This window comes from Bradyrhizobium guangzhouense (assembly GCF_004114955.1).
Classification (GTDB): Bacteria; Pseudomonadota; Alphaproteobacteria; order Rhizobiales; family Xanthobacteraceae; genus Bradyrhizobium; species Bradyrhizobium guangzhouense.
In genome coordinates this window covers 3468459-3480844 of record NZ_CP030053.1, presented here as the reverse complement: position 1 = coordinate 3480844, position 12386 = coordinate 3468459, and the positions used below count along the sequence as shown (strand labels likewise).

Annotated in this window: 10 protein-coding genes; 5 read left to right on the top strand and 5 right to left on the bottom strand. The window is 65.1% G+C overall.

Annotated elements, in window-relative coordinates; translation table 11 throughout:
- Positions 1–18: 18 nt before the first annotated feature.
- From pyrG to tpiA, 3 genes are all read right to left on the bottom strand, one after another.
- On the bottom strand, positions 19–1650 hold the full coding sequence (gene pyrG, locus XH91_RS16810; RefSeq protein ID WP_128951603.1) for a CTP synthase: 1632 nt from the start codon (positions 1648–1650) through the stop codon (positions 19–21).
- 166 nt (positions 1651–1816) lie between these two features.
- Positions 1817–2209 (bottom strand): preprotein translocase subunit SecG, encoded by a 393-nt coding sequence (gene secG, locus XH91_RS16805; protein ID WP_128951602.1) that lies wholly within the window; start codon positions 2207–2209, stop codon positions 1817–1819.
- 152 nt (positions 2210–2361) lie between these two features.
- Complete coding sequence (tpiA, locus tag XH91_RS16800) at positions 2362–3120, bottom strand: triose-phosphate isomerase (RefSeq protein WP_128951601.1); 759 nt, start codon at positions 3118–3120, stop codon at positions 2362–2364.
- 224 nt (positions 3121–3344) lie between these two features.
- Here tpiA and XH91_RS16795 point away from each other — a divergent pair, with 224 nt between their 5' ends.
- Genes XH91_RS16795 through moaC form a run of 4 tightly spaced genes read left to right on the top strand, consistent with a single transcriptional unit; the run spans position 3345 to position 7647 of the window.
- Positions 3345–5243 (top strand): SurA N-terminal domain-containing protein, encoded by a 1899-nt coding sequence (locus tag XH91_RS16795; protein WP_128951600.1) that lies wholly within the window; start codon positions 3345–3347, stop codon positions 5241–5243.
- A 14-nt stretch (positions 5244–5257) separates the two neighbouring features.
- Positions 5258–6271 carry an anthranilate phosphoribosyltransferase gene (gene trpD, locus XH91_RS16790; protein WP_128951599.1) on the top strand — a complete coding sequence of 338 codons (1014 nt, stop codon included), beginning with the start codon at positions 5258–5260 and terminating at the stop codon, positions 6269–6271.
- 7 nt (positions 6272–6278) lie between these two features.
- Positions 6279–7100 carry an indole-3-glycerol phosphate synthase TrpC gene (gene trpC / locus XH91_RS16785; protein ID WP_128951598.1) on the top strand — a complete coding sequence of 274 codons (822 nt, stop codon included), beginning with the start codon at positions 6279–6281 and terminating at the stop codon, positions 7098–7100.
- A 31-nt stretch (positions 7101–7131) separates the two neighbouring features.
- A complete protein-coding gene (moaC, locus tag XH91_RS16780) occupies positions 7132–7647 on the top strand; it encodes a cyclic pyranopterin monophosphate synthase MoaC (RefSeq protein ID WP_128954872.1) in 516 nt (171 codons plus the stop codon).
- Positions 7648–7656: 9 nt separating this feature from the next.
- On the opposite strand, the gene XH91_RS16775 is transcribed toward moaC, so the two are convergent.
- The gene (locus XH91_RS16775) at positions 7657–7821 is read right to left on the bottom strand and encodes a Flp family type IVb pilin (RefSeq protein ID WP_128951597.1); all 165 of its coding nucleotides are present in this window, start codon (positions 7819–7821) and stop codon (positions 7657–7659) included.
- Between the two features lie 310 nt (positions 7822–8131).
- Here XH91_RS16775 and XH91_RS16770 point away from each other — a divergent pair, with 310 nt between their 5' ends.
- A complete protein-coding gene (locus tag XH91_RS16770) occupies positions 8132–10864 on the top strand; it encodes a bifunctional diguanylate cyclase/phosphodiesterase (RefSeq protein WP_128951596.1) in 2733 nt (910 codons plus the stop codon).
- Positions 10865–10997: 133 nt separating this feature from the next.
- Here the strand turns inward: XH91_RS16770 and XH91_RS16765 are convergent, their stop codons facing one another.
- Positions 10998–12335, bottom strand: coding sequence for a S41 family peptidase (locus XH91_RS16765; RefSeq protein ID WP_128951595.1), 1338 nt, complete (start codon positions 12333–12335; stop codon positions 10998–11000).
- Positions 12336–12386 lie beyond the last annotated feature (51 nt).

Sequence of the window (12386 nt, the reverse complement as noted above, 5' to 3'; positions counted from 1 at the left end):
CGGAAACGTCTGAGCGGGTTAAACCAGCCGGCTCTGCTTCGCCGCCGCCTCGATGAACGAGGCGAACAGCGGGTGCGGCTCGAACGGCCGGGACTTGAGCTCGGGGTGGAACTGGACGCCGATGAACCAGGGGTGGTCCTCATACTCGACGATCTCGGGCAGCACGCCATCGGGCGAGAGGCCGGAGAATTTCAGGCCGTGCTGCTCGAGGCGATCCTTGTAGGCGGTGTTGACCTCGTAGCGATGGCGGTGGCGTTCGGAAATCTCGGTCGCGCCGCCATAGACCTGCGAGACGCGGCTGCCGCGGCTCAGCGCGGCGGGATAGGCGCCCAGGCGCATCGTGCCGCCGAGATCGCCCGCCTTCGAGCGCTTCTCGAGCTCGTTGCCGCGCAGCCATTCCGTCATCAGGCCGACCAGCGGCTCCCTGGTCGGACCGAACTCGGTGGAGTTGGCATCCTCGATGCCGACGAGGTTTCGTGCAGCCTCGATCACGGCCATCTGCATGCCGAAGCAGATACCGAAATACGGCACGTCGCGCTCGCGCGCGAACTGCGCCGCCTTGATCTTGCCTTCGGCGCCGCGCTGGCCGAAGCCGCCGGGCACCAGGATGCCGTTGACGTGCTCGAGGAACGGCGCCGGATCTTCCTTCTCGAAGATCTCGCTCTCGATCCAGTCGAGATTGACCTTCACCTTGTTGGCGATGCCGCCATGCGAGAGCGCCTCGATCAGCGACTTGTACGCATCCTTCATGCCGGTGTACTTGCCGACGATGGCGATGGTGACGTTACCCTCGGGGTTGCGGACGCGCTCGTTGATCTTCTGCCAGCTCTGCAGCACCGGCGGAATCCGCGAGCCGATGCCGAAGGCAGCGAGCACTTCGTCGTCGAGGCCGGCATTGTGATAGGCCTCGGGCACCGCGTAGATGTTGTCGACGTCGCGCGCCTCGATCACGGCGCTTTCGCGCACGTTGCAGAACAGGCCGAGCTTGCGCCGCTCCTCCTTCGGGATCTCGCGATCGGTACGGCACAGCAGGATGTCCGGCTGAATGCCGATCGAGCGCAGCTCCTTCACCGAATGCTGCGTCGGCTTGGTCTTCAGTTCGCCGGCGCTCGGGATGTAGGGCAGCAGCGTCAGATGGATGTAGACGGCGTGATCGCGCGGCAGCTCGTTCTTGAGCTGGCGGATCGCCTCGAAGAACGGCAGTCCCTCGATGTCGCCGACGGTGCCGCCGATCTCGACCAGCACGAAGTCGTAATCGTCGTTGCCTGACAGCACGAACTCCTTGATGGCGTTCGTGACGTGCGGCACCACCTGAATGGTCGCGCCGAGATAATCGCCGCGGCGCTCCTTCGAGATGATGTCCTGGTAGATGCGTCCCGTCGTGATGTTGTCGGCCTTGGTCGCAGGCCGTCCGGTGAAGCGCTCGTAATGACCGAGATCGAGATCGGTCTCCGCGCCGTCATCGGTCACGAACACTTCGCCGTGCTGATACGGCGACATCGTTCCGGGATCGAGGTTGAGATAGGGATCGAGCTTGCGGAGGCGGACCTTGTAGCCCCGGGCCTGCAGCAGGGCACCGAGTGCCGCTGAAGCCAGACCCTTGCCGAGCGAAGAAACCACGCCGCCGGTGATGAATATGTACCGCGCCATGGGACCTAACCTCTAATCCCTCGAATCCGATTCGCCAAAGCGATTCGTATTCAGCCCCAAAGAATCTGCGGGCCTGTGGGTGAACCAAAACGAAGAGTGATAACAGAGCCTTGATGGGGATCTTTGATGCAGGACGGTAGCCATCGTCCTGCATGGCCCCCCTGCTTTATTGCGAGCGAGGCACCTGCGGGCCGCTCGGTGCCGCCGGAGCCTGCTGCTGCTGCTCGTCCGCCTTCTTCAGCGTGTCCAGAATACCGCCCGACGTCGGCGCGGTGATCGGGTTGGCGCCGCCCGGCTGGGTCTGCGACGCGGGCTGGCCGATGATCGAGGTCGGCGCGCGGTTGTAACCGGCATACCAGGACAGGAACAGGCTGGTGAGGAAGAAGCCCGCCGCGAGGACCGCTGTGGTTCGCGACAAGAGATTCGCAGTGCCGCGGCTCGACATGAAGCCTGCGCCGCCGCCCATGCCGAGGCCGCCGCCTTCCGACTTCTGGAGCAGCACGGCGCCGATCATGACGGCGACGATCATGAGGTGGATGACGATGACAACGGTCTGCATGCTATCCTTCCGTCACAAGCGGGCGGCGCCTGACGGCGGCCGATCGCGCTTCGCGGGTTTTCCTGAAGTTGCGCGGTGTTACACGATCGGAAGGGGCATTGCCACCCCCGATCGCCCCCGGATCAAAGCTTTGGGCCAGCCAGGGGTAGCCCCTAATTAGGACAGCCTTGCGCAATCGCAAGGAAATCGGCCGCTTTCAGGCTGGCGCCGCCGACCAGCGCGCCATTGACGTTTTTCACCGCCATCAGCTCGGCTGCGTTCGACGGCTTGACCGAGCCGCCGTAAAGGATCCGCATCTTCGCCCCCTCGTCCCTAAACCTGGAGGTCAGGAATTCCCGGATAAAGCCATGAATTTGCTCCACATCCTTGGCCGTGGGGGTGAGGCCCGTGCCAATCGCCCAGACCGGCTCGTAGGCCACGACCAGATTGGCGGCCGTGGAGCCATCAGCCAGCGAGCCGTCGAGCTGGCCGCGGACGATATCCAGGGTCCGGCCGGCGTCGCGCTGGGCTTGCGTCTCGCCAATGCAGACGATCGCGACCAAACCCGCTCGCCAGGCGGCTTCCGCCTTCTGCCTGACAAGGGCATCGCCCTCGCCATGGTCGGCGCGACGCTCGGAGTGGCCGACGATGATGGCGCTCGCGCCCGCGTCAGCCAGCATTTCGGCCGCAATATCGCCGGTATGGGCGCCCGAGGCCTTGGGATGGCAGTCCTGGGCCCCGACGGCGACGGTCTTGCCGCGCGCCTTCTCGGCAAAGGCCGCGATCAGGGTCGCCGGCGGGCAGACCAGCAGATCGGCCTTGCCTGATACCTCTGCAGCGCCATTGAGCATGGCGTCGAATTCGGCGGCCTGGGCTTTCAGGCCGTTCATTTTCCAGTTGCCGGCGATCAAAGGGCGGTTGGCTTCGGTCATATCAATGTCCAGCAGAATGAGGTTTGCCCATGCGCTAGCAGAGCTATCGCGGCAGTTCCAGAGACCAGAGCCCGTTAAGCTCAGCTTCGCGGAGTGGCCGGACCTGAGGTTGCGGGGGGAAAGCCGCCACTTTATGATGGCATATCAATTTGGTGACGCGCTTTTGCGGAATCTGCATTAAGACGCGCTCCCGTTCCCCTCCTTATCAAGACAAGTTGGACCAAATGCTTCGAGGAATGCGCAAGGCCTCATCAAACTGGGTCGGCAAGACCATCATGGCCGTCGTGATGGGCGTGTTGATCATCAGCTTCGGCATTTGGGGCATCGCCGACATCTTCCGGGGCTTTGGGCAGTCCACCCTGGCCAAGGTCGGCCACACCGAGATTTCGCTGAATGAGTTCCGCCAGATCTACACCGACCGCCTGCAGCAGATCGGCCGCCAGTTCGGCCGGCCTCTGACGCCCGACCAGGCGCGCGCGTTCGGCCTTGACCGCCAGGTGCTCCAGCAGACGATTGCGGAAGCGGCCCTCGACGAGAACGCGCGCCAGCTCGGGCTCGGCCAGTCCGATGAGCAGATCCGCCAGCTCATCATGAACGACCCGAACTTCAAGGGCGTTGACGGCAAGTTCGATGCCAACCGCTTCCAGGGGCTGATCCGTAATTTCGGCTACACCGAGCAGCGTTACGTGGCCGAACAGCGCAAGGTGGCGCTGCGCCGGCAGATCACCGGCACGATCGGCGCCGGCCTCGAACCGCCAAAGACCATGCTCGACGCGGCGACGCGCTTCCAGAACGAACAGCGCTCGATCGAGTTCGTCCGGCTCAACACGGCGCAGGCGGGCACCATCGATCCCCCCTCGCCCGAGGCACTCGCCGCCTATTTCGAGGATCACAAGGTCCAGTTCCGCGCACCCGAGTTCCGCAAGATCGTCTTCGCGGTGATCTCGCCGGAAGACATCGCCAAGTGGAGCGACGTTTCCGATGACGATGCGAAGAAGCTGTTCGACCAGCGCAAGAGCCAGCTCTCCACCCCGGAGAAGCGCCAGATCAAGCAGATCGTGTTTCCGAACGTCACAGAGGCGCAGGCCGCGCGCGAACGTCTGGTCGGCGGGATGTCTTTTGAAGATCTCGGCAAAGAGCGCGGCCTGACGGCCTCCGACGTCGATCTCGGGCTGGTGGCGAAATCCTCGCTCGAACCCGCGGTCGGCAATGCCGCTTTCGCCCTTCCCGTTGGTGAAATCAGCCAGCCGATCCAGGGCCCGATTGGCGTCTCGATCGTCAAGGTCGACAAGATCGAGCCCGGCGCCGAGGCCGACTACGCCAAGTTTGCCGCCGACGTGAAGCGCCAGATCGCGGCCGAGCGCGCGCGCACCAAGGTCGGCGAGCTCCGTGACAAAATGGAGGACGAACGTGGTGCCGGCACCAGCGTCGCCGATGCCGCACAGAAGCTCGGGATCACTGCCGTGACCATCGACGCCGTCGACCGTTCCGGCCGCGCGCCGAACGGGCAGACCGTCGCCAACATTCCGCAGGGCCTCGATGTGGTGTCGCAGGCCTTCAACAGCGATGTCGGTGTCGACAACGACCCGATCTCTTTCAAGGGCGGCTATGTCTGGTACGACGTGCTCGCCATCACGCCGTCCCGCGACCGCAATCTCGACGAGGTCCACGACCAGGTCGAGGCCCGCTGGCGCCAGGACCAGATCGCCACCAAGCTGAAGGCGAAGGCGACCGACATGGTGCAGAAGCTCGAACAGGGCGGCAAGCTCGCTGACGAGGCCGCCGCGATCAGCGCCAAGGTCGAGACCGCCACCAGCTTCAAGCGCGACGACTCCCCGGCCGGCGTGCCCGCCAACATCGTTGCAGCCGCCTTCCGCACCGCCAAGGACGGCGTCGGGCAGGCGCCCGTGACCGGCGGCACGGAAGTCATTGTCTTCCGCGTCACCGACATCGTCGATCCCGCGGTCGACACCACCTCCGACGCCTTCAAGAAGCTGAAGGAGAGCGTCGGCAAGTCGCTGACCGACGAGCACGTCGCCTCCTACGTCAACAAGCTTGAAACCGACATCGGGACCACCATTAATCAGGCCGCCTTCGCGCAAGTGACCGGCGCGAACCAGTGAGTTGAAAGCACGCGATGGACGACCTGAAATCGATCATTGGAAAAGTGGCGACGGGCGCCAGCCTGTCGCGTGAGGAAGCCGCATCCGCCTTCGACGCCGTCATGTCCGGCGAGGCCACCCCCTCGCAGATGGGCGGCCTCTTGATGGCGCTACGCGTGCGCGGCGAGACCGTGGAGGAGATCACCGGCGCGGTCACCGCGATGCGCTCGAAGATGCTCACGGTCGATGCGCCCGCGGACGCCGTCGACATCGTCGGCACCGGCGGCGACGGCTCCGGCTCGGTCAATGTCTCGACCTGCGCCTCGTTCATCGTCGCCGGCACCGGCCTGCCCGTCGCCAAGCACGGCAACCGCGCGCTCTCGTCGCGCTCGGGCGCCGCCGACGTGCTGGCCTCGCTCGGCGTGAAGATCGACCTCAAGCCCGAGCAGGTCGGCCGCTGCGTGCGCGAATGCGGCATCGGCTTCATGTTCGCACCGGCCCATCATCCGGCGATGAAGAACGTCGGCCCGACCCGGGTCGAGCTTGCCACCCGCACGATCTTCAATCTGCTCGGTCCCCTGTCCAACCCGGCCGGGGTGAAACGGCAGATGGTCGGCGTGTTCTCCAGGCAATGGGTGCAGCCGCTGGCGCAGGTGCTGAAGAATCTCGGGTCCGAATCCGCCTGGGTGGTGCACGGGTCCGATGGCCTCGACGAGATCACCCTCACCGGTCCGACCTTCGTCTCGGCGCTCCACAACGGCGAGATCCGCAATTTCGAGGTGACGCCCGAGGACGTCGGCCTGCCGCGCTGCGAGCCCGGCGCACTCAAGGGCGGTGATGCCGACGCCAATGCGATGGCGCTGCAAAGCGTGCTCGAGGGCAAGCCGAGCCCTTATCGCGACGTCGCGCTGATCAACGCCGCTGCGGCGCTGGTCGTCGCCGGCCGCGCCAAGGACCTGAGGGAGGGCGTCGCGATCGGCGCAAAATCGCTCGACAGCGGCGCTGCGAGCGCGCGACTGAAACATCTGATCGCGGTCTCAAACAGCTGAGCCTGTCATGTCCGATATCCTGACCAAGATCGAGGCCTACAAGCGCGAGGAGATCGCGGCGGCCAAACGCGCGCAGCCGCTCTCGGCGATCGAGGCGCAGGCCAAGGCGCAAGGCGCGCCGCGCGGCTTCTTGCGCGCCATCAAGGCCAAGCACGCCGATGGCGATTACGCGCTGATTGCCGAGGTGAAGAAGGCCTCGCCCTCCAAGGGGCTGATCCGCGCCGATTTCGATCCGCCGCTGCTCGCCAAGGCCTATGAGGCGGGCGGTGCGGCCTGCCTGTCGGTGCTGACCGATGCGCCTTCGTTCCAGGGCCATCTCGGCTTCATGGTGGCGGCACGCGCGGCGATCTCGCTGCCGGTGCTGCGCAAGGATTTTCTGTTCGACACCTATCAGGTCGTCGAGGCACGTGCGCATGGCGCCGACTGCATCCTCATCATCATGGCCGCGCTCGACGACGCGACGGCCAAGGATCTCGAGGACGCCGCGATCGCCTACGGCATGGACGTGCTGATTGAGATCCACGACCGCGCCGAGCTCGATCGCGCACTGAAGCTGCGCTCGCCGATGATCGGGGTCAATAACCGCAACCTGCGCACCTTCGAGACCACGCTGGCGACCAGCGAGATGCTGGCGCCCCTGATCCCCGATGGGCGGCTGATGGTCGGCGAGAGCGGCATCTTCACCCCTGGCGACCTCGCGCGGCTGGAGCGTGTCGGCATGTCGACCTTCCTGGTCGGCGAGAGCCTGATGCGGCAGGCCGACGTCACGGCGGCTACGCGCACACTGCTGGCGCGCGAGACCAAGGCCCGCGCCACGGGCACGCGCTGACATGGCGCCCAAGATTCCGGCGCGAAAGATCCTGGCGCGCAAGCCGACCAAGACGAAGCCTTCAAAGCAGGTGAGCCCTGCCCTCACCCATATCGGCGCATCCGGCGAGGCGCGAATGGTCGACGTCTCGGACAAGGCCGCGACCGAGCGGCTCGCAATTGCCGAAGGCCGTGTCGTCATGGAGAAGGCGACACTCGACCTGATCCTGTCAGGCAATGCCAAGAAGGGCGATGTGCTCGGCACCGCGCGCATCGCCGGAATCATGGCGGCGAAACGAACCTCGGAGCTGATCCCGCTCTGTCATCCGCTTGCGCTGTCGAAGGTCACGATCGACATCGAGCCCGACGCGAAGCTGCCGGGCTGCGTCGTCCGTGCCAGCGTCAAGGTGACCGGCCCGACCGGCGTCGAAATGGAAGCCCTGACGGCGGTTACGGTCGCCTGCCTCACCATCTACGACATGATCAAGGCGGTCGAACGCGGCGTATGCATCGAGGGCATCCGTCTCATCGAGAAGCTGGGCGGCAAGTCGGGGCATTACCGCGCCTGAATCCCGTCGCTATTTCAGCGACGCGCTGATCGATCCGAACTTGGCGTTGAGCTTGCTGCCCAGGCCGTTGACGACGGTGATGATGGCCAGCGCGATACCGGCGGCGATCAGGCCATATTCGATCGCGGTCGCACCGGATTCGTCGATCCAAAAGTTCTTCAAAGTCTTTTTCATGATCGTGTCCTCTCTGCGTCGTTGCGGACCGGGCTCGCAATTCGCGTGCCAGTGTGGCATCGAGGATCGTCAGCAGGTTAGATGGTTAAGCGTCGGTTGATTGCGCCGCGTTCGGCAAGAACTGACCGGCATCGCCATCCTGCCGGCAAAACCTGCACACCGCGCGCTCCACGTATCGATCGCATTTGTGCGTTTCGGTTTAAGCCGCGTTAACCGCGCTTCCTAACGTCGCCTCCACATCGATCCCGTAAACCGACGGATGTCACGGGGATCAAGAACTCACCCTGACGTGTGGACGGCGACGAACGACATGATGACAAGATACGGCAGCCGCCTCTTCGACCAGGCCTTCGTGCGCAGCGGACCGATCCGCTGGCTCGTGGTGGGCGGAACATTGCTGATCGCGGCGATCGCCGTCGGCGCGGTGCTGATGGCGCAGAATTTCCGCGAGCGCGCGCTGCGCAACTCCAGCCGCGAGCTGGAAAACACCGTGCTGCTGCTCGCGCATCATTTCGATCAGCAATTGCAGGATTTCGCGGTCATCCAGAAGGATTTCGTCGACCACGTGCGCGTGAACGGAATTACGACCGCAGCGGACTTCCGCAAGCGCCTTTCCGGCGAGGACGTGCACCGCATGCTGCGCTCCAAGATCGACGCGCTTCCCTACATGGGCGGCGTCAACATCATCGATGCCGACGGCAACGTGATCAATTCCTCGACGGCATGGCCGGCGCCGAAGGTCAATGTCGCCGATCGCGCCTACTACCGCTCCTTCAGATACGATCCGCAGGCGCCCGACGTGCTGATCGAACCGGTTCACAGCCGCATCTCCGGCGCCTGGACCATCCTGATCGTGCGCAGGATCATGGGGCCGCACGGCGAGTTCATGGGCATCGTCGGACGCGGCATCGAACCGGCCAATTTCGAGAAATTCTTCGAGACCGTCATGCTCGGCGAAGGCGCGACGATCTCGATGCTGCATCGGGACGGTACGCTGCTTGCCCGCTATCCCTCCTCCAGCGACATGATGGGACGCAATTTCAGGAACGGGTCGTTCGAGCAGCAGAGGATCTTCGCACTCGACCACTTCGCCGGACGGATCGTGAGCCCGATCGACGGCGAGGACCGGCTGGCCTCGGCGCGTGCCTTGCCCCATTTCCCGATCCTGATGATGGCGACGACAACGCGCGCGGCGGCACTCGCCGACTGGCGCGAGCAGATCGGAATCCTGATTTCGGTCGCCGGCGCCTCCGCGCTTGCGATCGCGGGCGTGCTGACCGCGATCGTGCGCAAGCTCCTGGAGCAGCACCGCCTGTCCCGGGAGCGGTTGACACTGGAGAAGCAGCGGCTCGATCGCGCCGTCAACAACATGACGCAGGGTCTGCTGCTGTTCGACGCCGAGCAGCAGCTCGTGATCTGCAATCAGCGCTACATCGAGATGTACGGTTTGTCGCCCGACGTCGTCAAACCCGGCTACAGTTTCCGCGACATCATCGCTCACCGCAAGGAGACGGGCTCGTTCACGGGTGACGTCAACCAGTATACCGCGCGCGTGCTGCGCGACATCCACGTGCGCAACTCCATGGTGGTCGACACCAGCGATGGCCGATCGATCCAGATCGTCAACGAGCCGCTCGCCGATGGCGGCTGGGTCGCGACCCATGAGGACATCACCGATCGGCGGCGCACCGAGGAGCGCATCACCCACCTCGCCCACTACGACGCGCTGACCGACCTGCCCAACCGCGCCAAGTTCCACGAACATCTGCGTGAGGAGCTGGCCAGCATCGGCCACGGCGAAGAGCTCGCGGTCCATTACATCGACATCGACGAGTTCAAGGGCGTCAACGACGCGCTCGGCCATCTCGTCGGCGACGAGCTGCTGAAGTCGGTGGCGGAGAGCCTGCGCCGCTGCGCCGGCCCGGCCGATTTCGTCGCTCGGCTCGGCGGCGACGAGTTCGCGATCGTGCAGAGCGCAGTGACCTCGCAGGACCAGGTCAGCGAGCTCGTTGCGCGGGTCTTCGCCGCGATCCGCACGCCGTTCGATTGCATGGGCCATCACCTCACCACCGACGCCAGCATCGGCATTGCGCTGGCGCCGGGACACGGCAACGCGCTCGACCAGATCCTGAAGAACGCCGACATGGCGATGTATGCCGCCAAATCTGCCGGGCGCCGCACCTATCGCTTCTTCGAGCCTGAGATGGACGCCAAGGTCCGCGAGCGGCGCCAGCTCGAGATCGACCTGCGCCACGCCATCGCCCAAGGCGGGCGCGAAGGCGGCCTCGAGGTCTATTATCAACCCTGCCTCAGCCTGAAGGACGACCGCATTACCGGTTGCGAAGCGCTGGTGCGCTGGCGCCACCCCGAGCGCGGCATGGTCTCCCCGGCAGAATTCATCCCGATCGCGGAGGATACCGGACTGATCAACGAGATCGGCGAATGGGTGCTGTCGACCGCCTGCCGCGACGCGGCCGCCTGGCCCGACGACATCCGCCTCGCGGTCAACGTCTCGCCGGTGCAGTTCAAGAGCGGCACGCTGGCGCTGAAGATCATGGCGGCGCTGGCCGCGTCCAATCTGCCGGCGAGCCGGCTCGAACTCGAGATCACCGAGGCCGTGCTGATTCGCGACGACGACACCGCGCTTGCGATCCTGCACCAGCTCCGCGCCATCGGCGTCCGCATCGCGCTCGACGATTTCGGCACCGGCTACTCCTCGCTGAGCTATCTGCACCGCTTTCCGTTCGACAAGATCAAGATCGATCGCTGCTTCGTCAACGACATCGCGGGGCCCGACGGCTCCGCCAGCATCGTGCAGGCGGTGGTCAATCTCGCCAGTGCCCGCCGGATGGCAACCACGGCCGAAGGCGTCGAGACCGAGGAGCAGCAGCGCCTGCTGCGCACGCTCGGCTGCACCGAGATGCAGGGCTACCTGTTCAGCGCGGCAAGGCCAGCCGACAAAGTGGTGGAGCTGTTCGCCCTCCACCGCAGCCGCCTCGCCCAGCGCAACGGCGACGAAGCCCGCCGCCGCGAGGCCAGCTAGAGCGAGATTATCGCCGGGACAGAGCGTGGGCTCCATCCCAACTGCGGATCACTGAGACAGCACCAAATGAATTCGCCCGGGAGTGGCCATCCACTCCCGGGCGACGTCCGAGGTCCCAAAGAACCGATCGAGCTTAGTTCGGCACGGTGGCCTTCGGCGCCGGCTTGACGGCCGCCGCATTCACCGTAACGCCGTGGAGGAAGTCGTAGGCCGCATGCAGCGCCTTGTCGTCCTTCTCCTCCGGCGGGACATAGGACTGCGATCCGGTCTGCTCCTTCCCCTCGGTATTCTGCAAATGCCCGCGCATCTGCGACTCCGCGATGGTGTCGACGCGGCCTTTCAGCTCCGCCGGCACGTCCTGGAGGATCTCGATGTCCGGCGCGATGCCCTGGGCCTGGATCGAGCGGCCCGACGGGGTGTAGTAGCGCGCGGTGGTCAGCGCCAGCGCGCCGTTGCCGGCACCGAGCGGGATGATGGTTTGCACCGAGCCCTTGCCGAACGAGCGGGTGCCGATCAGCGTCGCGCGCTTGTGGTCATGCAGGGCGCCGGAGACGATCTCCGAGGCGGAGGCCGAGCCGCCGTTGATCAGGACGACGAGCGGCTTGCCCTTGGTAAGGTCGCCGCCATGCGCGGTGAAGCGCTGGGTTTCCTCCGGATTGCGTCCGCGGGTCGAGACGACTTCGCCACGCTGCAGGAACGCACTCGACACCGACACCGCCTGGTCGAGCAGGCCGCCCGGATTGTTGCGCAGATCCATCACATAGCCGACGAGCTTGTCTTGCGGGACGTCCTTGGAGATCGAGGCGATCGCCTTCTTCAGGCCATCGGTGGTCTGCTCGTTGAACGAGGTGACGCGGATATAGCCGATGTCGCCGTTCTCGACGTGGAAGCGGACCGGACGGACATGGATGATCTCGCGCGTGATCGCGACATCGAGCGGGGCGGCGGCGCCCTTGCGCACGATGGTCAGCTTGGTCTTGGTGTCGACCGGGCCCTTCATCTTGTTGACGGCCTGCTCGAGCGTCATGCCCTGCACGTTTTCGCCGTCGATCTTGCTGATGAGGTCGCCGGACATGATGCCGGCTTTGGACGCCGGGGTATCGTCGATCGGGGAAACGACCTTGACCAGGCCCTCTTCCATCGTGACCTCGATGCCGAGGCCGCCGAACTCGCCGGAAGTGGTCTCCTGCATCTCGGTCCAGGCCTTGGCGTTCATGTAGCGCGAATGCGGATCGAGCGAGGTCACCATGCCGGTGATGGCGCCTTCGATCAGCTTGGCGTTGTCGGGTTTCTCGACGTAGCTCGCCTTCACCCGCTCGAAGACCTCCCCGAACAGATTGAGCTGGGAATACGCGTCGTCCGCGCTTGCCGCCGCCCGTGCCGCCCATAGTCCGCCCTGCGGACCTGATACGAGGAGGGTCAGGCACGCTCCGGTGAGCGCGCCCAGGGGGAAGAGCAGGGTTTTCCGCATGGAATGGGTGGCCTTTTCGCTTAGCGGTTCTTTTGAGGCTTGGCAGCCGCC

What these genes read in the sequence shown, in the direction of transcription:
- trpD (WP_128951599.1), top strand. Translation starts at nt 5,258, where the DNA reads ATGGACGACCTGAAATCGATCATTGGAAAAGTGGCGACGGGCGCCAGC.
- pyrG (WP_128951603.1), bottom strand. Translation starts at nt 1,650, where the DNA reads ATGGCGCGGTACATATTCATCACCGGCGGCGTGGTTTCTTCGCTCGGC.
- XH91_RS16775 (WP_128951597.1), bottom strand. Translation starts at nt 7,821, where the DNA reads ATGAAAAAGACTTTGAAGAACTTTTGGATCGACGAATCCGGTGCGACC.
- XH91_RS16765 (WP_128951595.1), bottom strand. Translation starts at nt 12,335, where the DNA reads ATGCGGAAAACCCTGCTCTTCCCCCTGGGCGCGCTCACCGGAGCGTGC.
- tpiA (WP_128951601.1), bottom strand. Translation starts at nt 3,120, where the DNA reads ATGACCGAAGCCAACCGCCCTTTGATCGCCGGCAACTGGAAAATGAAC.
- secG (WP_128951602.1), bottom strand. Translation starts at nt 2,209, where the DNA reads ATGCAGACCGTTGTCATCGTCATCCACCTCATGATCGTCGCCGTCATG.
- XH91_RS16795 (WP_128951600.1), top strand. Translation starts at nt 3,345, where the DNA reads ATGCTTCGAGGAATGCGCAAGGCCTCATCAAACTGGGTCGGCAAGACC.
- XH91_RS16770 (WP_128951596.1), top strand. Translation starts at nt 8,132, where the DNA reads ATGATGACAAGATACGGCAGCCGCCTCTTCGACCAGGCCTTCGTGCGC.
- trpC (WP_128951598.1), top strand. Translation starts at nt 6,279, where the DNA reads ATGTCCGATATCCTGACCAAGATCGAGGCCTACAAGCGCGAGGAGATC.